Source organism: Allobosea robiniae (assembly GCF_900102525.1).
Classification (GTDB): Bacteria; Pseudomonadota; Alphaproteobacteria; order Rhizobiales; family Beijerinckiaceae; genus Allobosea; species Allobosea robiniae.
This window is the reverse complement of record NZ_FNBZ01000001.1, coordinates 58536-80237: the sequence shown is the minus strand read 5'-3', so window position 1 is coordinate 80237 and position 21702 is coordinate 58536. Positions and strand designations below refer to the sequence as shown.

Below are 21702 nucleotides of genomic sequence, written 5' to 3'. Positions count from 1 at the left end.
CAGATGGATGTCCCATCGAGAGCCTCGTATCGGTTCTGGAGCCGGCGCCGCGCGGCGGTCCAGGCAGGGCGGTGAGATCAGGTCATGAAATTGCTCTGCGAGCGCACCCGGCCCATCGCGAGACGGGTCCGCCACCATTCGGTGGTACGCCCGATGCCCTCGCGCAGGCCGGTCCGTGGCTGCCAGCCCGTAACCGCCGCGAAGCGGCTGCAGTCGGCCAGAAGCGCACGCACTTCCGAGTTGGCAGGTCGCATCCGGACGCCCTCTTGGACCACCGGTTTGGAAGTGCCGGAGAGTTCGAGCACCAGGTCGATCAGGTTGGCCACTGTCACGCCGTGCTGGCTTCCAGCATTGTAGGCTCGGCCGAACTCCAGATCCGGGGATGATCCCGCCATCAAAAAGGCAGCTACGGTGTCTTCCACGAAGGTGAGGTCGCGCACCGGCGTCGTGTCGCCGACCCGTATGGCGGCGCAGTTCGGATCCAGAGCCTGTCGGATGAGCGTCGGAATGATCGCCCGCTCGCTCTGCCGTGGACCAAATGTATTGAAAGGACGCAGCGTCACGACAGGCAAACCGAATGACCGGGCAAAAGCTTCCGACATCATGTCGGCACCGATCTTGGATGCCGAATAGGGAGATTGGCCCTGCAACGGGTGCTCTTCCGAGATCGGCATCTTCAACGCCGTTCCATACACCTCGCTTGTCGAGGTATGGACGATCCGCTCCGTCCCACTCTGGCGGGCAGCTTCGAGGATGTTCAGGGTTCCGAGGATGTTCGTTTCGACATAAGTCTGCGCGGCGGCGTAGGAGTGCGGGATGGCGATCAGCGCTGCGAGGTGGAAGATGATGTCTTGACCCGGCACGACGCGCGAGATGAAGGCCGCGTCGCGGACATCGCCGCGGACGAGATCGAGCCGGCCTTTGGTCGCCTCCGGGATTTCGTCCAGCCAGCCATGGCTGTCGAAGGAGTTGTAGAGGGTTAAAGCCGTGACCCTGGCGCCGCAATTCACGAGCGCCTCGGTGAGATGCGAGCCGATGAAGCCGTCGGCGCCCGTCACAAGCACCTTTGCACCATCATAGGACATGGCATGACCTCCTGGACTGGACATTCTAGGTTCGCACCGGCTCAGGCGCGGCGTTCGACTTGCCTGAGGCCTGCGCTCGCGACCGAGGCCCAGCCGCAGATCGCCAGGAAGCTCCTGATCATGATCACGACATCCGATGCCAGGCTTCTGCTGCGGAAGTAGTCGAGGTCGATGCGCGCCTTCAGCGGAAACACGACGGTGCGATAGAACTCGTTGACGTCGGCACCTTTCGGGAAGGCGGCGGCCTCGTTCCGGAATATGATCTGGCACGGGCCGACGAGGCCGGGCTTGTATCTGAGCAACTCTTCCCAGCCGTTATGGAAGCAATCCGCGAAAGCAAGGCTCTCCGGCCGTGGTCCGACGATCGCCATGTCGCCCTTGATCACGTTCCAGAACTGCGGCAACTCGTCGAGCTTCGTCTTCATAAGCAGGCGCCCGACCTGGGTCATCCGGGGGTCCTGCTCGAGCGTCAACGGGCAGCCTGCCTGGCCGGCGTCTGCATGGAACTTCCTGAACTTGTACATACGAAAACGCCGGCCGCCCTGTCCAAGTCGAGTTTGACAGAACAGCGTTGGCTGCCCGGATTCCAGCCATATGGCGATCGTTATGAGCAGCATGAGCGGCGCCAGCAAAAACAACGCAGCGCCGGCTAGTAGAATATCGGCGGCTCGCCTGAGCCATGTTTGCGCCGTTTCGGCGACCGGCAGTCCCAAGAAGCCTTGTCCGTTCATGTGAAAGAACTCCTCAGCCACTTGCGAGGTTGGCGTGCTTGCTTTTGTCTCGCATTACGAACGCAGCCGGCGGAACGCGCTCGCCAAGCGCGTCCGCAAGTGCCGATGTAACTCTTTCGACATCATCGAGCCCCATGCGCGGGTGCAACGGCAGCGTAAGCTCATGATCGGTGAAGGCCTCGGTCCGGGGAAGATTTACGTCTGGATAGAGGCCGCGATAGAAGGAAAGACGATGGATTGCCGGATAGTGGATCGTGGTCTGGATGCCCTTCGCACGTAAGTGATCGATCACGTCCTGACGGTCGGAAGAAGCCGGCAGCACCACCGGCATGATGTGATGGACGGAAGGTCGCCGCGCTTCGAAAGGGATGGCGACGCTGGGGCAATTCTCACCAATGCGCCGCCGATAGGACTCCGCCAGGATCTTCCGTTTCGCATTCCACTCTTTAAGGTGGCCGAGCTGGACGAGGCCGATGGCGGCCCTCAACTCGTCGAGCCGATAGTTGAAGCCGAGCATCGTCACATCGTAGATCGGCGTCCGGCTGGAGCGCCGCTGGAAGGTGCCGCTCGTCAGCCCATGCCCTCGCGCACGCCGGATGGTGTCGAGCAGGGAGGCATCGCGGGCGAGGACCACCCCGCCTTCCGCCGTCGTCATGTTCTTGTTTCCGTAGAAGCTGAACGCCGCGGCGTCGCCGATTGCACCGGCGCCCGGGAGCCCGGAGGCATGAGCGGCGTCCTCGATCAGCATCAGGCCCCGCTCACGCGCGAAGGCCTGCCATGGCTCGGGATCGACCATGTATCCTGCGAAATGAACGAGGATGACGGCTTTCGTCCGGGGCGTGCATTTGGCGGCGGCGTCCTGGAGGGACATCAGCGGCTGCGCCGAAGACTCGATGTCCACGAAGATCGGCGTGCCGCCGACATAGAGCACGCAATTCGCCGTCGCCACGAAGGTGAGGGCCGGCACGAGAACCTCGTCGCCCGGGCCGATCCCAAGAGCATGCAGGATGAGATGCAGCCCGGCTGTGCAGGAACTCACCGAAACAGCATCGTCGGCTGCGTGCGCCTCGGCGAAAGCGTGCTCGAAACTGCTCACCCGCTCGCCCATTGTGATCCAGCCGCTGTCGATGACATCGGCGAGAGCGGCCTTTTCTTGCGATCCGAGGATGGGCTCCGAGACGAGAAGCATGGGCTCTGCTTTCATGTACGCTGCTTTCCTGACGAGTGTTTCGGGCGTCGTGCGGAGTTGTGGCGTTAGCTGGCCACTGCGAGCAGCGAAGGCGCCCGCTCTTCCCACTTGATGTCCTGCGCGTTGTGGAAGTCCTCGACGCGTCCGATGTCGAGCCAAAGCCCCTGATGCTTGAAGACGTGGATGGGAACGTCTTTCTCGAGCAAGCAAAGCGCCAGGTCATCGAGGCCGAAGGGGATGCCCGCGGGGATGTACTTGATGACATCGGGCTCCATGCAATAGACGCCCATGCTCACGCTGTTGGACAGCGTGGGCTTCTCCGTGAAACTCGTGATGCGGTTTTCCAGATCTTCGATGATACCGAAATCCATACGGGTGGATCGGACCGTCGTGGCGATCGTCAGCGGGCCGCCATGCTTGCGGTGCGCCAACCCGAAGGCTGGAAGGTTGAGGTCGGTCAGCACGTCACCGTTCAACATCAGAAAGGTGCCGTCCAGATGCTCCCGCAGCAGCGTCAGCGACCCAACGGTGCCCAGCGGCTCGACCTCTTGTGAGTAGGTGATCTTGAGGCCCCACTGCTGACCGTCGCCACAGAAGCTGCGGATCAGGTGACCGAGGTAGCCCGTCGTGATGTAGACGTCCTCGATGTTGTTGCGGCGAAGCCATCGAAGCAGGAGCTCGAGAACTGGCCGCGCCCCTATCGGCATGAGCGGCTTCGGAAGAACGGATGTGTAGGGCATCAAGCGCGTGCCCTTGCCGCCTGCTTGAATGACTGCCTTCATGCCAGCCTCCTTCAATGGAGCATGAAGGCTAGGCGCGCTGCCACAACTCGTCTTGATTTCGGTCAACTTGCAGCTGACTGCGCCGCAATAGCATTCGCTCGACAGCTAGCCCGCTTTGCGACGCCAGTTCGATGAACGAAAGCAGAGTCGATCAGCATGAGTCAGAACCCAGGCGAGTTCATCCCGATCGGGAGGTTGTCCAGTCGCGCAGCCCTCGGGGCCGACACGCAGCCGTCCCTGCCGCCAGAGCAGATGTTCCACGAGATCATCAATCTCGTTCGTCGACGCAGGCTTTTCATCGCGAAGGTTGTTTTGGCCGGCACGCTTCTGACCGGCGTCGCTGCCTTCGTTGTTCCCCCCGCTTATACGGCCACCGCGCAGTTCATGTTTGAGCCCACCCAGGCTCAGATGGCGGCCGGCCTGCTTGAGACCGTCGTGGACACGCACATCGCGACGCTCATGTCGGACGCCCGCCTGCGCGACGTGCTGAAGGCATTGCCTGACCTGCCGCAGTACAAGGCGGTGTCGGCGCGTGCCGTGTCCCAGATGGCGAACCCGACGCTGGGGGATCGGCTGCGGGGATCGCTGGTCGCAATCGGGAAAGGCCTCAAGAACGTCGTTCTTCCGAGTCCAAATCCTCCGGAGGCCTTGCAGGCTGCCAACGGGCTGCCAAGCCTGGACGCCATGAAGAACTCCCTTCTTGTCCGGCAGGAACGGCGCTCCAACGTGATCTCGATCAGCTACAGGGATGTCGACCCCGAAAGAGCAGCGATCATCGTCAATCAGGTCGTACAGACGCATGTCGATCGCTTGACGGATAGGATGCAGCAGCAGGCGGACGCGCTTCGAACAGGGCTGGACAATCGCCTGATCCAATCGCAGGCCGAGCTCGAAGCCGCGGACGAGGCGCTCCGGGCGCACGTCTCGGCGCACGGAACGCCAAGCGCGGACGCAGCAGCGGGTGAGCTGACCGCTGAGACGTCCCGTCAGCTGGAGCTGGTGAGATCCGAGCTGTTGCGCCGGCAGGAGCGACTCGAGCAGGTTCGAAAGCTGCAGCTTTCGGGGGCACCGCCGGAAAAGATCGATGCGCTTCTGCGTGAACCTCTGGTTGGAACTCAATTCGCGCGCGCCGTCGCGCCGATCACGGCGCCCGAAAGCCAAGCCGATGTGAACTCCGGAACGATAGCAGCCAAGCCCACAGTGTCTGGCGCGGACTCCGAGCAGCGCCTGCAACGTCTGGAGCACGATGTCGACGTCTTCCGCTTGCAGGAGCACTCCCTCGCTGAGCGCATTGCTTCGCTGCAGGCTGCATCCGGCGCCGACCTCGCTCAGCGTCGCGAGCGGCAGACTCTCGAAAGGCGTGCTGCGACGGCTGCCGATGTCGTCCGGGATCTCCTACGTCAGCAACAGCAGCTGAAAGATCCGAGCTCGACGGGAGTTCAGATCCTGGCTCAAGCTTCGGTACCGCAGCGCCCGAGTTCGCTCAGCCCTTACCTCTACATCTCGGCCGCGATGATCGCGTTCGCGGCGCTCGGAGGGGGGGCTGCTTCCGTTCTGGAGCGCATGGATCGCAGCTTACGAAGCGAGCGTGAGCTCGCGACCACCCTGGGAATCGGGTGCATCGGCCTGGTCCCGGAGCCCGAAGAGGGGCGGTACAATGGCCGCTGGCGGCTGCCCGAATGTCCGTCTCCGCCCTATGACCAGGCGATCGAGGCTGTCGCTGCGGTGGCGCTCGAGGTCATTCAGCATCGGGGCGATGGAAAGATCCTGGCAGTCACATCCAGCGGACCGGGCGAGGGAAAAACGGCGTTGGCGGTCGGCATCGCGGCGTACGCTGCCCGCTTTCAACGACGGGTGCTGCTGATATGTGCCGACGCTCCGAGCCAGGACGTGAAACTGACCGGCCTCAGCAGCGAAACGAACCTGGATAGCGACGTCTCGGCCCAACGCGCTTCGTTGGAAATCCGTCGCGACTCCGCTCTCGGGTTCGACTGCCTCGCCCTCGATGAGATCGGAGATGCCAACACGGCTTCCCTTGTCGGCAGTCAGCTCGCAAACAGCCTCGACAAACTGCGTGACCGCTACGACTACATGATCATCGCCGCGCCGGGCGTTTTTGAATCCGCTGGTATCCGCATTCTCGCGGCAAGGGTGGATGGCGTTCTCTTTGCCGTCCGTTGGGGCAGCACCCGCCGCGATGTTGCTGCAAACGCAATCGAACTGCTGATGAAGCCCGCGCTGCTGAGCGGTGGGCCAAGACCTAAAATCTTCGCTGTACTCACGCGTGTGAACCTGAAGGCTCATGCCGGCTACCGCCGGGGCGACACAGGAGAGTTCCTCGGGAAACGCCCGCAGCGCTCCGGCGGCTCCGGCCTGCACGTCTCATGAATGAGGTCTTCGTGATGTGCCGGCCTTGGTGAACGCATGTTTCATGTCATGTCCCAGATTGGCGAGCTGCTGGCACCCTCAAACGCAATCGCGATGCTGGGGTTTCTCGGCTTGATCGTCATGGTGGCGACCCCTTGGCGACGCGTGGGGCTGGCGCTGGCGGGGGGCGGTATTTGCGGGATCCTGGCGGCTGGGCTCCTGCCCCTCGGCAACTGGGCGATCTTTCCGCTGGAGCAACGTTTCCCTGCTTTCGTCGACGACGGTCGCCCCATTACCGGCATTATCGTGCTGTCGGGCGCGCTGGAGCTGACGAGGTCCGCAGCGCGACGCCAGTTCGCGGTCAACGGCGCTGCGGAGCGCCTTTTCGCCTTCATGGATCTCGCGCGGCGTTATCCAGCTGCGCGGCTGGTCTATTCCGGTGGCAATTCCAGGATCGGATCGCGGTTGCCGCCGGAAGCGTGGACGGCAACCGAGTACCTGAAGACAATCGGGCTGCCCGGGGACCGTCTGACCATCGAGCCTCGGTCCCATAACACTTGGGAGAATGCGCGCGAAACACGGAATCTCGTGCGGCCCAGCCCAGGCGAACGTTGGCTGCTCGTGACGTCCGCCTGGCATATGCCGCGGGCGATGGGCAGCTTCGAGCAGGTAGGTTTCCGCGTGATCCCTTATCCCGTCGACTTTCAGACAAATGGAACTCGGGATCTTGAGCAGCCGTTCACCGTCGTCGGTCAGGGCCTTGAGCGTCTGGATCTCGCCGCGAGGGAATGGTTAGGTCTGATCGGATATCGTCTGAGTGGTCGAACCGGCGCTTTGTTTCCGGGGCCTGGTGCCGAACCGAAGCCCAGCGAAGCGAAACTCGTGATAGCGAATTGATGAGGCGTGTCTCATCAACAGCCAGCCATTGCTCGGCGCGAGAACATCCGGAGGAGAACCAGATCCTGCCTCCCATTAGGCGCAAAATCGCGACCGAAGGGAGAATTGCGCCGCGTGAACCGGACGCGGCAAGAATCTCAGTTCGTCATTTTGTTTGACGAACGTTTCATCCCCGAGCCTCACGCGACTTGATACCGGTCAAGTGCTCCACTGGGGCATTCTAGTTAACTCGACCTCGGGACCGAGACCCGCAGAACCAGATGTCGGTCATTCGCCTGTACCGAGAAAGTCATGTTTCCGTCGCCCGGATCTTCGACAGAGCGCGGGCGTGAGCAGGCGCCGACCGCCGTCGCGGTGCTCACCAGACTGGCGGCGGCTCAGCTTTCCGCTCAGGGCATCGATCCCGAGCCGCGGATGATCGAGGCCGGGCTATCTCCTTCGCTCTTGGACAATCCCGACGAGCGCGTCCCCGTGCGCCGGCAAATCGCGTTCCTCAATATCGCGGCCGACGAGCTGGGCGACGATCTCCTCGGCTTTCACCTCGCGCAGAGCTTTGATCTGCGGGCGCTCGGCTTCGTTCACTACATCATGGCCTCGGCCGAAACCCTCGCGGAGGCTCTGGCTTATCAGGAACTGTATGGGGTGTTCGCGAACGAGGCCTTGAAGATCCGCGAAGGCAGCGGGGAAGGGGTATCCCTTGAGCTTAGCTATGTCGGGGTTGAGCGGCACCTCGATCGCCACCAGGCCGAGTTCTGGCTGACAACCACGTTGCGACAATGCCGCTTGTTCACTGGCCGCGAACTCGTGCCGACCTCGGCGTCGATGGTTCATTCACGCCCGGGCCGGGTCGCCGAGATGGAGCGCTACTTTGGCCTTCAGATCGACTTCGGCGCGGAGCTGGACCTTCTGGCCTTCGCTCGGGACACCAAAGAACTGCCTCTGACGACCGGTGATCACTTTCTGAAGGAGCTCCTGGCAGGGCTGCATCGGAAGGCGTTTCCGTATTCTGCTGGGGAAGCCGGCTCCCTGCGCACCAGGGTCGAGAATGCGATCATGCCGCGGCTACGACATGGGACGCCAAAGGTCGAGGCCATCGCGCGAGACCTCGGTACGAGCGCCCGCACCCTGACGCGTCGACTGGCTGATTTGGGCATCAGCTTCAGTGAGGTCCTCGACGAACTGCGCTACCAGCTCGCGGTGCAATATCTCCGGGACGGAACGTCGACGGTTTCGCAGGTGACCTGGCTGCTCGGATACCGCGAGCCGAGTGCTTCCGTGCGGGCCTTCAAACGATGGACAGGCAAGACGCCGACGGCGTTTCGACGGGAGTTGAAGCGCGGCGCCGGCCGATGAATGGCGATGCGGCGCATTGTCCCAAATCGTGCTTGGCTTGAAACTCAACGGATATGGCGGGTCAGGCCAAGACGGCCGCGCATTCATATCCTATGTTTGATTCGGCTGCCGGAGATCGAGGCAGCCATAACTCCGCTCCCTGGAAAACATCCAGGGCAACCCATGCCGATGGCTACCCAATAAATGGAATCGTAGTCGCGACGATGCGGCTGCTATTTCGCCATGCGAGGGATGCTTGACGTCGTGGCGCATGCCTGACTCGTAAGCATTCAACAATCAGCAAGCATGGCTTGTGAGTTTGCTGATGTTCGGTGTCGGGCAGCGTTGATCACCCGATGCCTCCTCGTCCGCTTAAGCGGGAGTCAATCCCATAACGCGGCTCACTGGCCCTGCATCCGCGGGGACGGCGAGCTTTTTACTGATCAGGGGCCGGAGGCACGTCGAAGCGACGTGGCGCCGGATGTTCCCCTGTTGAGAAAGGGCGCTATGACTATCTTCTACGTTTCACCCACTGGCTCCGATAGCCAGGCCGGCACTCTCGACCGGCCTTTTGCCTCCCTGCAATATGCCCACGATCTGGCAAAGCCGGGGGACACCATCTATCTGCGGGGTGGCGTCTATAGCCTGAAAGAAGGCATCCAGCTCACGAATGACGGGGAAAGCGGCCGGCCGATCACGGTCACGAACTACCCCGGCGAGAAGCCGATCCTGGACGGCTCGCACATGACGTCGAGCGAGTACTACGGGCGCTCCGGCGCCGGCGGCTGGGTGCTCGATGGGTCGAGCATTTCCTGGAACAACATTTCCGGGCTGGAGGTTCGCGGCGGGCCGATGGGCGGCATCGTGATCCGTGACGAGTCCCACAACAACATCATCGAGCGGCTCGACGTGCACGACAACGGCCGGCTGTCCCAGTGGGAAGGCAAGGGCGTCTCGCTCTTCGGGCCGGGCTCGAACAATCTCTTCCAGAATATCGATTCCCACGACAATCACGACCTGAGCGGCGACAACGCTGACGGTTTCCAGATCAGCACGAGCGGCGCCGGCAACGTCTTGCGCGGCAACCGCGCCTGGAACAATTCTGACGACGGCTTCGATTTCTTCAATATCCAGGATGGCACGAAGGGCGCCGGTGTGCTCATCGAGGGCAACTGGGCTTTCAACAACGGCTACGACGCCTCGGGCAAGGCCGAGGGCGATGGCAACGGCTTCAAGCTCGGTGGCCAGCGGCCGGGGGGCGGCGCCGAATCCGGCGGCCACACCGTGATCAACAACGTCTCCTGGGGGAATCTGTCGAACGGCTTCGACCAGAACGATGCCACCCTCGACAGCGTTCTCCAGAATAATTCGGCCTACAATAACGGGGCGTATAACTACGCCTACTGGTCTGGCCACAACAGCTTCGTCAACAACCTCTCGGCGGGCAGCGGCAAGGTCGCGGTCTCAGGTGCCGGAAGCGCGTCGAACAACTCCTGGAACTATACCGCCCCGACGAGCAACGACTTCGTCTCCCTCAACGATGCGGCTGCGCGTGGCGCGCGTGCTGCCGACGGCTCGCTTCCCACGACGGACTTCCTTCACCTCTCATCCGGCAGCGCGCTGGTCGACAAGGGCAAGGATGTCGGGCTCTCCTATGCCGGGAAGGCTCCGGATCTCGGGAGCTTCGAGAGTGGCATGGCGACGGGTTCCAAGCCCTTACCCGATAATCCTGGTACGGGAACCCAGCCGGACAATCCGGCGACCCAGCCGGACAATCCGGTGACCAAGCCTGACACCCCCGTAACCCAGCCGGACAATCCTGCAACCAAGCCGGACAATCCTGTCGAGACAGCCAAGGTTTTCGGAACCGACAAGGCCGACAAGATGGTCGGCACGAGCGGGAATGACTGGATCCACGGGAATGCCGGTGCGGACGTCATCGACGGCGGTGCAGGAAACGATACGCTTCTCGGCGGCAGCGGAGCCGACAAGCTGATCGGCGGCCTGGGAGCCGATACGATGTCGGGAGGCGCCGGGCCCGACACGTTCATTTTCCGGTCGCCGTCAGAGAGCCTTCCGGGAGCCGGCAACCGGGACGTGATCGAGTGGTTCCAACGCGGCGCGGACAAGCTCGACCTCAGCCTGATCGACGCCAACACTGCTGTCAGGGGAGATCAAGTCTTCCACTTTGCCGGCAAGACGAGCGTGGTTGAGGCAAACTCGGTGTCCTACTTCCATAGCGGCCACCACACCATCATCCAGGGCGATGTGAATGGGGACGGCCACGCCGACTTCCAGATCGAACTCAACCAGGCAATCAACCTCAGCCGAGATCACTTCATTCTCTGACGGGATTGACCATCACCATTATTCCGGCTCGCGCCCGCGCGAGCCGGTCAAAAACGGCCTCCCGTGGCTTCCAGGCTCGGGATAGCGAAAACGACCAGGATGACGCGCCGCCTCGAGCCGGAGCGTCCAAGCGCCTGAATGGCTGGTGCGGAGTGCCACCGCCAAGAATCTTTCTCGGTGGAGTCGCGGGTCTTGAGCGGCGCACCTTTTCCTTTGAACCGACGAGGCTCCATTGCTTCATCTCCTCCCGGCCCGCAATCTCCAGCAGACCGCTTCAACTTTTCTCGTTCAGGGCGCCGTCACGCTGAGGGCACACGGACGTGCGCTTTTCAGGCGCCTTGCCAGCCTTTCGCCTTCCGCCCAGGGCGCGACGCGTGCGCACGCAGGACGAGAGAAGATGGTTGCTTTCGGCATCCGTCTAGGAGAGACGCTCGCGCGGTCTCCGCTTACCGCGGCTATCTCCCAATGGCGCGGAGCATTTGTGGCGATCGCGGTCCTGAGTGGGGCCCTGAACCTGCTGACGCTCGCCAGCTCGCTTTACATGCTGGAGATTTACGACCGGGTCCTGCCGAGCCGCAGCATTCCGACGCTCGTGGGCCTCACGCTGCTGATCGTCATGCTGTACGTGTTCTACGCGCTCTTTGACATCCTGCGCGGTCGCCTTCTGTTGCGGATCGGCTGCGCTCTTGACGAAGGGCTGAATGGAAAGGTCTTCCAGGCGATCCTCTCGGGGCCGCTCCAGGCCAAGAATGCTGGCGAGGGCCTGCAGCCGATGCGCGACCTTGACCAGGTTCGCGGCTTCCTCTCAGGCAGCGGGCCGGGAGCGCTGTTCGATCTTCCCTGGATCCCGCTTTATCTGGGCCTGTGCTTTCTATTCCACTTCTGGATTGGCGCTACGGCGCTCATCGGCACCATCGTTCTGGTCGCGCTAACGGTCCTTACGGAGCGGCTCACACAAAAGCCGTCGACGGCGGCGAGCGGGGCTGCCGCCCACCGGATTTCCATCGCAGAAGTCGGGCGGCGCAACGCCGAGGCCGTCCATGCGATGGGCATGGGCGGCGAGATGGGCGCGCTCTGGAAGGTGGTCAGCGACGAGCATCGGCTTCAACATCAGCGCGCCGCCGAAGTTGCAGGGGGCTTTGCCTCAACGTCCCGAGTGCTGCGCATGCTGTTGCAATCGATCGTGCTGGGCGTCGGCGCCTATCTCGTCATTCAGCAGGAAGCGACGGCTGGCATCATCGTCGCGAGCTCGATCCTGACCTCGCGCGCGCTCGCTCCCGTCGATCTTGCCATCGGCAACTGGAAGGGATTTGTCAGGGCGCGCCAAGGGTGGGGCCGGCTGAAGGAGATGTTCGAAGCCCAGCCGTCTCAGGCGCCTGCGCTCGCGTTGCCTGCTCCGACGGAACTGATCACCGTCGAGGCTGCGTCCGTCTCTCCGCCCGGCGGGCAGCGCCTGACGGCGTCCAATGTCAGCTTCGCGCTTCGGGCGGGGCAGGGGCTCGGCGTCATCGGGCAGAGCGCGTCCGGGAAGTCCTCGCTTGCCCGCATGCTTGTTGGCGTTTGGCAGCCCCTGACCGGCACCGTCCGCATGGATGGCTCTTCTCTGCGTCATTGGCGGCCGGAGGAGCTGGGGCATCATGTCGGTTATCTCCCTCAAGAGGTCGAACTCTTTTCAGGTACCGTTGCCGCCAACATCGCACGTTTCCGCAGCGACGCGACGGCCGAGCGCATCATTGAAGCCGCCAAGGCGTCGGGCGTCCATGAGCTTATCCAGCGCCTGCCGGAAGGCTATCAGACCCAGATCGGCGAGCGCGGAACGGCTCTTTCGGCGGGGCAGCGGCAACGCATCGCCCTTGCGCGAGCTCTCTACGGGAATCCCTTTCTGGTTGTGCTCGACGAGCCGAACTCGAACCTTGATGCCGAAGGCGAGCAGGCCCTGACCGACGCCATCTTCCAAGTTCGCCGAAGGGGCGGCGTCGTGGTGGTCATCGCCCACCGGCCGAGCGCCCTGACAGCGTTGGATCAGGTCCTCGTGATGGCGGACGGACGAGTCCAGGCCTTCGGTCCCAAGGACGAGGTGCTCTCCACGAGCTTGAAGGCGGTGCCGAAATCCGCTGGCATTTTCGATCGCGCAGCGAGCAGAAGCTGATGGAGCTTAGAATATTGGACGACGTCTCTCACCCCACGCGGCTTTCGATCCAGCGCCATGTTCTGGCGGTCGGAATCAGCCTTGGAACCCTGCTGATCGGCGTGGGCGGATGGGCTGCGACAACCGAGTTTTCAGGCGCGGTGGTCGCGCATGGTTCGCTCGTTGTCGAGTCGGAAGTGAAGAAGGTGCAGCACCCCACTGGCGGGGTCATCAGCGAGTTGCGCGTCCGGGACGGTGACCGCGTCAAAGCAGGCGACGTCATTATCCGCCTCGACGAAACCGTGACGCAGGCCAACCTCGCCGTCGTGAGCAAGGCTCTCAACGAGGCCCTCGCGCAGCAAGCTCGACTCGAAGCCGAGCGCGACGGAGCTACGGAAGTCGCCTTTTCCCGCGAGCTGTCGACAGCAGCAGAAAAATCGCCGGATGTCGCAGCACTCCTGAGCGGAGAACGCAGGCTCTTCGAGCTGCGAGGGGCAGCGCGATCGGGCTTGAAGGCCCAGCACCTCGAACGCATCGGCCAGATGCGGGATCAGATCCGGGCCTTTTCGGAGCAGATCGTCGCGAAGGACCGCGAAGCCAGCCTCATCGCGCAGGAGCTCGAGGGCGTGCGCGACCTTCACAGCAAGAAGCTCGTTTCGATCACCCGATTGAACGCCCTGGAGCGGGATGCTGCACGTATCACCGGCGAGAAAGGCACCCTGGTCTCATCAGTGGCTCAGGCCAAAGGCAGGATCACTGAGACCGAGCTGCAGATCCTTCAGATCGATGAGGATCTTCGCACCGAAGTCGGCAAGACGCTCGCCGATCTTCGTGGCAAGATTTCCGAGCTGGTTGAACGGAAAGTCACAGCGGAGGACCAGCTCAAGCGCGTGGATATCCGGGCTCCCCAATCCGGCACCGTGCACCAGATGGCGGTTCACACAATTGGCGGCGTCGCCTCTCCGGGCGAAACCTTGATGCTGATCGTGCCCGCCTCTGATCGTCTGACGGTGCAGGCGAGGGTGCGACCTCAGGATATCGAGCAGGTATACTCCGGACAGCGCGCCGGGTTGCGCTTCTCGGCCCTCAACCAGCGGACCACGCCTGAGATCGAGGGCGAAGTGTCCCGCGTATCTCCCGATCTCACCGTCGATCAGCGGACTGGGCAAGACTTCTACACCCTTCGCGTCGCCATCCTGGACGGCGAACTCGCACGGCTCCAGGGGGCCAAGGTCGGGCCGGGCATGCCCGTCGAGGTTTTTGTGCGCACGCAGCAGAGGACGGTTTTCTCGTATTTCGCCAAGCCGCTTGCGGACCAGATCGCGCGAGCATTCCGGGAGAGATAGGCGCCGAGCCCTCAGAGGCGAACGCGCCGTTCTGATCGGCGGGGAGTTGCTTCGGAGCCTCCGCCCCAACGTCCCCTGCCGGGTCCTCGACCCCACATCAGCCATCGACCCGGCGTCGAAGGCAGGCCGGTTCACGATCGCACCGGTCATCCGTGTTCTTGCCAACGATCAAGAATTTTTTCTTGAGATCGGCTCGACTACGGACTTGGTCGCAATGGGTGCTGAAATTTCCTCGGGACATACTGGGAGACGCACATGCTAGGTGTGACAACCCTATCGAAGTTCGCGTGCGATGATTGTGGCAGCATCTCCGTCATTCTTCCTACGGAGCTCATCGACTCGGCTCTTGTACGGTGCAGCGGCTGCGGTCGCGATTACGGTCGCTGGGGAGAGTTCAAGCAGGAGGTAGACCAAATCATCTCCGCAGAACCACGTCGGATGAACGGCAACAACCATCACTTTCAGGTTGGTTTGGATTCTTAGGACGACGATTTCCGACATGCATGACTGCAGACGGTGCTCTTGTTGCTGATTCCATTGCGCTTTCCGGGATGGAGGACGGCGATCGCACATCGTTCGGTCGGTCAGGAGCAGCTTTCGTCCTCGCCGAACGCCATGGGACGGAACTCGCGGAAATTCTTGCGCAGCTGATTCTCCGTGCATGCCGCAGGAGCGCGAGGCCTGCCGCCCTCCTGCGCCGGCGCCTAGCCCTTCGTGCGGAAGATCGGGGCGTTGTCCATCAGCTCGTATGGCAGGCCCTCTAGCTACGCCTCGATCAGCCGCGAATAGAACGCCCGCAACGGTTTCGGCATCCCTCTGAAGGCATCGTGGCGTGCCGGGCTCAAGGTTGCCCTGCATCCGCGCTGGGCCATCGGCGTGATGCCGCACGCCCTGGCGACAGGCAGGTTGTTCTCCCGGCATTCCGGCAAACTCAGCGCGGGCGAAAGGTCTCGTCCAACGCCGCGAGTTCCCGGGCGAGATTGCTGCGAAGCCAGAGCGCGACCTCGGCGACGATCGGGTTGAGGGGCCTCGACCGGGGCGCGATCAGGCTGTGGTGCCGGCCGGTCCGGATGACGAGGTCCGAAGCCGGCACCAATGTGCCCTTCACCAGGCTGCTCGACACGACGCTCAGCCAGCCCAGGGCGATGCCGTCCCCGTTCAGCGCCGCCTGGAGGATGACGGAATAGTCCGTGAACTCGTGCCAGACCCCTTTGGAGGCGTTGCGATGGGCGACATTGCCCCATTCCCTGGCCCATTCATGCGTGGCGTGGTCGCTCAGCCAGAGAAACACATGCCCGGCGCCGTCGCCCCGGTGATCCAGCTTGCCGCGCGCGTCGAGATAGGCGGGGCTGCAGACCGGGAAGACGATCTCGGGCGCAAAGGACCAGCGATGGTAGTTCGGGTCATCGTCCGCGATGATGCGTGTCGCCAGGTCGACATTGTCGGGCACGCCGCGCAGGACGCCCGGGATCAGATCGAACCGGATATCGATCTGCGGGAAGGCGGCATGGAATTCGCCGAGGCGTGGCAGCAGCCAATGGGCCACGAAAGAGCTCGACATCGACAGCGTGACGATGGGCTTTGTCCCGTGCTGCCGTCGCTGGATCGCCTCGATGGTTTCCGCGATGCGTCCGACGGTATCGCCGACGACGGCGTAGAGGTCGCTGCCGTCCACGGTCAATGCGAGACCACGGGCGCGCCGCTCGAATAGCCTCGCTCCGATGGCGGCTTCCAGTTCCGCGACGCTGCGGCTGGCGGAAGGCTGGCTGACGTTGAATTCCGCTGCCGCGGCGGTGAAGCTGCCGGTCCGGGCCGCGGCTTCGAAGACCAGAAGCCCGCGTGCGGACGGGACGAGACGGGACAGTTGAGCCATACGCTGAGCGTATGCTTCTCCCAGGCTTTTTCAATCTGTTCCTGTTCCAGGAACATCGTCATCATCGGCGTCGACGGGCCCGGGATCGGGCCGGCGCCTCCTGCATCGTCGAGGCCGCGGGGTGGCGTTGTACCAATACTGGTTCGGCCACAGAGGGATCATTCGGTGAACGAGGCCATCGTCACAGCAGATCGTCGTTCGGCTGTCGCCGGCGACCCCCTGCTTCAACCCTTCGCGATCAAGAGCCTCCGGCTGCGCAACCGCATCGTCAGCACCAGCCATGCCTCGATGCTGGACGAAGGCGGCCTGCCGCTCGAACGCTATCAGCGCTATCACGAGGAAAAGGCCCGCGGCGGCCTCGCCATGACGATGATCGGCGGCTCCGCCATGACCTCGCCGGATTCCAGCTGGGGTGGCGGCCAGCTCGATCTCTCCAGTGACCGCATCATTCCGCATCTGGCGGCGCTGTCCGAGTGCATTCACGGCCATGGCGCCGCCGTGATGTGCCAGGTGTCGCATCTCGGTCGCCGCGCCACCTCCTATGGCTGGAACTGGCTTCCGGTGCTGGCGCCGTCGCGCGTCAGGGAAACGCGCAACCGCAATTTCCCCAAGGAGATGGACGATGCGGATATCGCGCGGATCATCCGGGACTATGCCGATGCGGCGCTGCGCTGCCTGCAGGGCGGGCTCGACGGCGTCGAGACCGTGACCGGAGGCCATCTGATCGGCCAGTTCCTCTCGCCGCGCACCAACAAGCGCACGGATGGTTTCGGCGGCTCGGCGGAAAATCGGGCGCGCTTCGGGCTCATGGTCCACGAGGCGATCCGCAAGCGCGTCGGCGACGAGGCGATCGTCGGCATCCGCTTCGTGATCGACGAAGGTGTCGCAGATGGTTCGGATTTCGACGATTGCCTCGAGCTTGCCCGGATCTTCGAACGCGAAGGCCATATCGACTATTTCAACTGCATCTATGGCCGCATGGATACCGATCTCGCGCTGGCCGAGGACAACATGCCCGGTCTATTCCAGCGCAACGCGCCCTATCTCGCTTCGGTGGCGCAGTTCCGCCGCGAGACGAAGCTGCCCTTGATCCATGCCGGCGGCATCCGCGACGTGGCGACCGCGCGCCATACGATCCGCGAGGGGGTCGTCGACCTCGTCGGCATGACGCGCGCTCATATCGCCGACCCGCATCTGGTCGAGAAGATCAGGCGCGGGGAGGAGGAGCGCATCAGGCCCTGCGTTGGCGCCTCGTACTGTCTCTACAAGAAGGTCAACTGTATCCATAACGCCGCCAGCGGCCGCGAAACCGTGCTCGGCCATGAGGTCGCGCCGGCCTCGCGCCGCCTGAAGGCCGTGGTGGTCGGCGGCGGACCGGCCGGGCTCGAAGCTGCCCGCGTCTGCGCCGAGCGGGGGCATTCGGTCGTGCTGTTCGAGGCTGCGGCGAAGCTCGGCGGGCAGTTGCTCGTCGCTACGGCTGCCGAGGAACGCCGCGACCTGATCGGCATCGTCGATTGGCGCATCGCCGAACTCGAACGGCTTGGCGTCGATGTCCGGACGAATTGCTATGCCGAGGCTGACACCGTCCGTGCCGAGATGCCGGACCTCGTGATCGTCGCCACCGGCGGCATTCCCGATACCGACTGGTTCGAAGGTTCGGACCTCTGCGACAGCGTCTGGGATGTGCTGACCGGCACGGTGCCGGGCAAGGCCGACGTGCTCGTCTATGACGGCACCGGCCGGCAGGCGGCGGCGTCCTGTGCGCTGCAGCTCGCCCGGCAGGGCAAGGCCGTCTGCATCGCGACGCCCGACGACGCGCTTGCCGTCGAGATGTCCTATATCGACAAGTCGAGCTTCCGGAAGCGCTTCGCCGAGCTCGGCATCCGCTCGCTCGTCGATGTCAGGCTGGAGAAGGTCGAGCGCCGCGGCAACGCGCTGCAGGCCACGTTCCGCAACGAGTTGACCGGCGCCGAAAGCAGGGTGGAGGCCAGCCAGGTCGTCGTCGAATACGGCACGCTGCCGGCCGCCGAGATCTACCACGACCTGCGGCATCTTTCCGCCAATGACGGAGTGACCGATATCGCCTTCATGCTCGGCAGCGCGGAGGCGGCTGCACCGGAGCCGGGAGGCTTCCTCCTGCACCGCATCGGCGACGCGGTCTCGAGCCGGGACCTCTATTCCGCGATCTACGAAGCCTACCGGCTCTGCTCGAAGCTCTGAGCGGTCGTCAGGATCAAGCCGCGGCGGGGTTGCGGCCGCATTCCGCATTGGCGAAGCGCTCGATCCGGAAGTCGTGGAGCGGGATGTCCGTCGCGCCCGTCGCGATCAGGTCGGCCATCGTGTCGCCGACGCCCGGACCGAGCTGGAAGCCGTGCCCGCTGAAGCCGAAGGCGTGGAACAGCCCAGGCGTCGTGCCCGATGGACCCATGACCGGCAGCATGTCGGCGAGATAGCCTTCGCAGCCCGACCAGGTGCGGATCACCGAGACCTTGTCCAGGGCCGGCAGCAATTGCCGCAGGGCGCGAAGCTGCGCCGGCAGCCGCGCCGGATCGGCCCTGGCATGGCCGGGATCGAGATTGACATCGACCCGTTCGGCCGCGCCGCCGAAGACGATGTTGCCGCGCTCGACCTGCCGGAAATAGGCGTCGGTTCCGTGTCGGCGGGTCCAGATGCCGACGACCGGCAGGATGCGATGGGGCAAGGGCTCGGTGACGCCCATCTGCGGCCCGCGCGAGGTGAGGGGAACCGGCTCGCCGAATTGCGCGGCGATCCGCGCGCCCCAGGCTCCGGCGGTGTTGAGCAGCTTCCCGGCCTCGAACACGCCCTTCGAGGTGGAAACGCAGAAACCGGCTTCGGTCTTCTCGATGCGGCCGACCTCGCAGTCCTCGACGATTTCCGCACCGAGCCCCCGCGCCGCATCGGCGAAGGCCGGCGCGATCAGGCGCGGATTGCCGGAGCCGTCACGCGGGGAAAAGGAAGCCGCGATCGCTCCGGGGCCGAGGCCGGGAAAGCGCGCGCGGATCTCGTTGGCGCCGAGCTCCTCCAGCTCTAGTCCCCAGGGCCGGGCGGCATCGGCATAGGCGCGCATGTCCACCAGCGCGTCCTCCTCGAAGACTAGCCGGAGATGGCCGGTGGAGCGGAATTCGACGTCGCGGCCGAGCAGGCGCTCCGCCTCGCCCCAGAGTGTGCGGGAGCGATGCGCCAGCGGCAATTGCGTGAGATGGCGCCCGGTGCGGCGGATATTGCCGAAGGAGGCGACGGTGGCGCCCGTTCCGACACGGTTGCGTTCGATGAGCGTGACCTTCAGGCCGCGCCGTCTCAGGAAGAAGGTTGCGGCAGTCCCCATCAGGCCGCCGCCGAGCACGATCACATCCATGTCCAGCCTCTTGCCGCAAAGGCGGCAATGTCCACGCCACCGAACCTGACGCGGGCGCACGGAACCGTCAAAGACGCGATGGCCGGCAGGCCATAAGTCCAACCTATGGTCCTGCCCCGCATGTCTCTTGGACCACGCCGCCGCTTCCGTGCCAGCTTCCGGCCGCCAGCAAGAGGAGCAGACATGGACGGCGGAACTGTGCCGAGTGCGGACTGGAAGGTCGGCGTCGATATCGGCGGCACCTTCATCGATTTCTGCGCGCTCGAAACGCATTCGGGCCAGGTTGCGTCGCTGAAGGTGCTGACGACGCCGGACGATCCCGGCGCCGAGCTGATGACCGGCCTGTCGCTGCTGGCCGAGCGTGAGGGTCTCGATCCCCGCGCCGTCACCCGCTTCGTCCACGGCACGACTGTGGGCGTCAACACCATCATCCAGCGCAAGGGGGCGCCGCTTGCGCTCTTCACCAATGCCGGCTTCGAAGATGTGATCGAGCTGGCCCGGCTGCGCATGCCCGAGACCTATTCGCTGTTCTGCTGCCGCCCGGAGCAGCTCATCACCCGCGACAGGGTGTTCGGCATCCCGGCCCGGATGCGCTCTGACGGGCGCGAGACGGTCAGGCCCGATCTCGACGCGGTCGCAGCCGCTGTCGCTTCGGCGAAGGCGCGGGGAGCCGTCGGCATCGTCATCGCCTTCCTGCACGCCTGGCGCGACGGCGCGCAGGAGGAGGCGGTCAAGGCCGCGATCGCCCGGCTGGCTCCGGAGCTCTTCGTCTTCACCTCGGCCGAGGTCTGGCCGGTCATCCGCGAATACGAGCGGACGACGACGGCGATCCTCAACGCCTATGTGCACCCCCGCATCGCCGGCTACCTGACGGCGCTGGAACAGCGGCTCGCGGATCGTGGCGTGCCGGCCCGCGCGCTCCTGACCAAGTCGAACGGTGGCGTGATGAACGCTGCCGAGGGCAAGCGCGCCTGCGTCTCCATGCTGCTCTCGGGCACCGCCTCGGGCGTCATCGGGGCGACCTGGTTCGCGCGCCAGGCCGGCGAGAAGCGGGTCCTGACGCTCGATATCGGCGGCACCTCGGCCGATTTCGCCCTGATCATCGACGGCGAGCCCCAATACGGCACTGGCGAGATGATCGGCGAATTCCCGCTTTATATCCCCTCGGTCTCGGTGAGCTCGATCGGCATCGGTGGCGGCTCGATCGCCTCGGTCGATGGGCAGGGCGTGCTGCGCGTCGGACCGGAATCGGCGGGCTCGACGCCGGGGCCGGCCTGCTATGGCCGCGGCGGCGAGCAGGCGACCGTCACCGACGCGATGGTGGTCTGCGGCTGGCTCGGCCATAGCGAGATGGCCTATGGCCAGTTGAAGATGGATGCGGGCCTTGCCCGCGCTGCCGTCGGGCGGCTGGCCGAAAAGCTCGGGCGGCCGCTGGAGGACACGGCGCAGGCGATCCTCGACATCGCCGTTTCCGAGATGTTCGTCGAGGTCGAGAAGCTGTCCTCGCGGGCTGGCGTCGACCTGAAGGATTTCACCCTGATGCCCTTCGGCGGCGGCGGCCCGATGCTCGGTGCCTTCCTCGCCCGCGAACTCGGCATGAACAGGTTGCTGGCGCCGCGCCGGCCGGGCGTCGTCTCCGCGCTGGGCGGCCTCGTCGCCGATCTGCGCGGCGATTTCGTCCGCACGCTTTTCGCCGAACTCTCGGCTGCGGTTTTGCCGCAACTGAAGGCGGCAGCGGCCGTGATGATCCAGGATGGGCGCAACTGGCTGGCGGCCCAGGGGCATGCCGGCCCCGCCGATCTCAGGTTCTCGGCGGATATGCGCTATGTCGGCCAGAGCTACGAGATCGAGGTCCCCTTGCTGCCGGCCTGGCTGGAAGCCGGCGACCCGGCGGCGATTGCCGCCGAGTTCCATCGCACGCATGCGCGCATCTACGATTTCGATGATCCGGATGGGCGCGTCGAGATTGTGAACCTGCGCCTTTCCGCCATCGGCGCCGGCCCGGCTCTCGCTTTCCCGGAGGCCGAGGCGGTCGATGCGGTCGCCGTACCGGAGCGCGAGCTGACGATCCATACCGGCGGCGCCCGGAGGGCGGTCGGTCTCTATCGCAGGGCCGACTTGAAACCCGGCAGCCGTTTTGCCGGGCCGGCCGTCGTCGCGCAGGAGGATACCACCGTCGCCATCCCCGCCGGAGCGACGGCGCGGATCGACAGCCATCTCAACCTGCACCTGACCTTCGCGGAGTGA

Annotated in this window: 14 protein-coding genes; 8 read left to right on the top strand and 6 right to left on the bottom strand. The window is 64.3% G+C overall.

Annotated features, from left to right (window positions below; translation table 11 throughout):
* Positions 1-77: 77 nt before the first annotated feature.
* From BLQ70_RS00330 to BLQ70_RS00315, 4 genes are all read right to left on the bottom strand, one after another.
* Positions 78-1085 (bottom strand): SDR family NAD(P)-dependent oxidoreductase, encoded by a 1008-nt coding sequence (locus tag BLQ70_RS00330; RefSeq protein ID WP_091855369.1) that lies wholly within the window; start codon positions 1083-1085, stop codon positions 78-80.
* Positions 1086-1126: 41 nt separating this feature from the next.
* Positions 1127-1837, bottom strand: a complete 711-nt coding sequence (locus BLQ70_RS00325; protein WP_244511850.1) for a sugar transferase — start codon at positions 1835-1837, stop codon at positions 1127-1129.
* Positions 1830-3005, bottom strand: coding sequence for a DegT/DnrJ/EryC1/StrS family aminotransferase (locus BLQ70_RS00320; protein WP_091855368.1), 1176 nt, complete (start codon positions 3003-3005; stop codon positions 1830-1832). Before BLQ70_RS00320 ends, BLQ70_RS00325 begins: the two co-directional genes overlap by 8 nt.
* Positions 3006-3070: 65 nt before the next feature.
* Complete coding sequence (locus BLQ70_RS00315; RefSeq protein WP_061963551.1) at positions 3071-3787, bottom strand: nucleotidyltransferase family protein; 717 nt, start codon at positions 3785-3787, stop codon at positions 3071-3073.
* A gap of 156 nt (positions 3788-3943) precedes the next feature.
* On the opposite strand from BLQ70_RS00315, the gene BLQ70_RS00310 reads away from it, so the two are divergent.
* From BLQ70_RS00310 to BLQ70_RS00285, 6 genes are all read left to right on the top strand, one after another.
* Complete coding sequence (locus tag BLQ70_RS00310; protein ID WP_091855367.1) at positions 3944-6175, top strand: GumC family protein; 2232 nt, start codon at positions 3944-3946, stop codon at positions 6173-6175.
* A gap of 36 nt (positions 6176-6211) precedes the next feature.
* Positions 6212-7051, top strand: coding sequence for a YdcF family protein (locus tag BLQ70_RS00305; RefSeq protein ID WP_091855366.1), 840 nt, complete (start codon positions 6212-6214; stop codon positions 7049-7051).
* 291 nt (positions 7052-7342) lie between these two features.
* Positions 7343-8404, top strand: coding sequence for an AraC family transcriptional regulator (locus BLQ70_RS00300; protein ID WP_061963546.1), 1062 nt, complete (start codon positions 7343-7345; stop codon positions 8402-8404).
* A gap of 486 nt (positions 8405-8890) precedes the next feature.
* Positions 8891-10732 (top strand): right-handed parallel beta-helix repeat-containing protein, encoded by a 1842-nt coding sequence (locus BLQ70_RS00295; protein WP_170843253.1) that lies wholly within the window; start codon positions 8891-8893, stop codon positions 10730-10732.
* 397 nt (positions 10733-11129) lie between these two features.
* On the top strand, positions 11130-12881 hold the full coding sequence (locus BLQ70_RS00290; RefSeq protein ID WP_091855364.1) for a type I secretion system permease/ATPase: 1752 nt from the start codon (positions 11130-11132) through the stop codon (positions 12879-12881).
* Between the two features lie 14 nt (positions 12882-12895).
* Entirely contained in the window at positions 12896-14206 is a 1311-nt protein-coding gene (locus BLQ70_RS00285) for an HlyD family type I secretion periplasmic adaptor subunit (RefSeq protein ID WP_244511849.1), read from the top strand.
* 931 nt (positions 14207-15137) lie between these two features.
* Here BLQ70_RS00285 and BLQ70_RS00280 read toward each other — a convergent pair.
* On the bottom strand, positions 15138-16079 hold the full coding sequence (locus BLQ70_RS00280; RefSeq protein WP_091855362.1) for a LysR substrate-binding domain-containing protein: 942 nt from the start codon (positions 16077-16079) through the stop codon (positions 15138-15140).
* 165 nt (positions 16080-16244) lie between these two features.
* Between BLQ70_RS00280 and BLQ70_RS00275 the strand changes: the two genes are divergently transcribed.
* Positions 16245-18299: an NADH:flavin oxidoreductase gene (locus BLQ70_RS00275; protein WP_244511848.1), complete on the top strand. Its 2055-nt coding sequence runs from the start codon at positions 16245-16247 to the stop codon at positions 18297-18299.
* Positions 18300-18312: 13 nt separating this feature from the next.
* On the opposite strand, the gene BLQ70_RS00270 is transcribed toward BLQ70_RS00275, so the two are convergent.
* Entirely contained in the window at positions 18313-19455 is a 1143-nt protein-coding gene (locus tag BLQ70_RS00270; protein ID WP_091855361.1) for an NAD(P)/FAD-dependent oxidoreductase, read from the bottom strand.
* A gap of 183 nt (positions 19456-19638) precedes the next feature.
* Between BLQ70_RS00270 and BLQ70_RS00265 the strand changes: the two genes are divergently transcribed.
* Complete coding sequence (locus tag BLQ70_RS00265; protein WP_091855360.1) at positions 19639-21702, top strand: hydantoinase/oxoprolinase family protein; 2064 nt, start codon at positions 19639-19641, stop codon at positions 21700-21702.

What these genes read in the sequence shown, in the direction of transcription:
- BLQ70_RS00290 (WP_091855364.1), top strand. Translation starts at nt 11,130, where the DNA reads ATGGTTGCTTTCGGCATCCGTCTAGGAGAGACGCTCGCGCGGTCTCCG.
- BLQ70_RS00320 (WP_091855368.1), bottom strand. Translation starts at nt 3,005, where the DNA reads ATGCTTCTCGTCTCGGAGCCCATCCTCGGATCGCAAGAAAAGGCCGCT.
- BLQ70_RS00295 (WP_170843253.1), top strand. Translation starts at nt 8,891, where the DNA reads ATGACTATCTTCTACGTTTCACCCACTGGCTCCGATAGCCAGGCCGGC.
- BLQ70_RS00330 (WP_091855369.1), bottom strand. Translation starts at nt 1,085, where the DNA reads ATGTCCTATGATGGTGCAAAGGTGCTTGTGACGGGCGCCGACGGCTTC.
- BLQ70_RS00300 (WP_061963546.1), top strand. Translation starts at nt 7,343, where the DNA reads ATGTTTCCGTCGCCCGGATCTTCGACAGAGCGCGGGCGTGAGCAGGCG.
- BLQ70_RS00270 (WP_091855361.1), bottom strand. Translation starts at nt 19,455, where the DNA reads ATGGATGTGATCGTGCTCGGCGGCGGCCTGATGGGGACTGCCGCAACC.
- BLQ70_RS00305 (WP_091855366.1), top strand. Translation starts at nt 6,212, where the DNA reads ATGTTTCATGTCATGTCCCAGATTGGCGAGCTGCTGGCACCCTCAAAC.
- BLQ70_RS00315 (WP_061963551.1), bottom strand. Translation starts at nt 3,787, where the DNA reads ATGAAGGCAGTCATTCAAGCAGGCGGCAAGGGCACGCGCTTGATGCCC.
- BLQ70_RS00310 (WP_091855367.1), top strand. Translation starts at nt 3,944, where the DNA reads ATGAGTCAGAACCCAGGCGAGTTCATCCCGATCGGGAGGTTGTCCAGT.
- BLQ70_RS00280 (WP_091855362.1), bottom strand. Translation starts at nt 16,079, where the DNA reads ATGGCTCAACTGTCCCGTCTCGTCCCGTCCGCACGCGGGCTTCTGGTC.
- BLQ70_RS00265 (WP_091855360.1), top strand. Translation starts at nt 19,639, where the DNA reads ATGGACGGCGGAACTGTGCCGAGTGCGGACTGGAAGGTCGGCGTCGAT.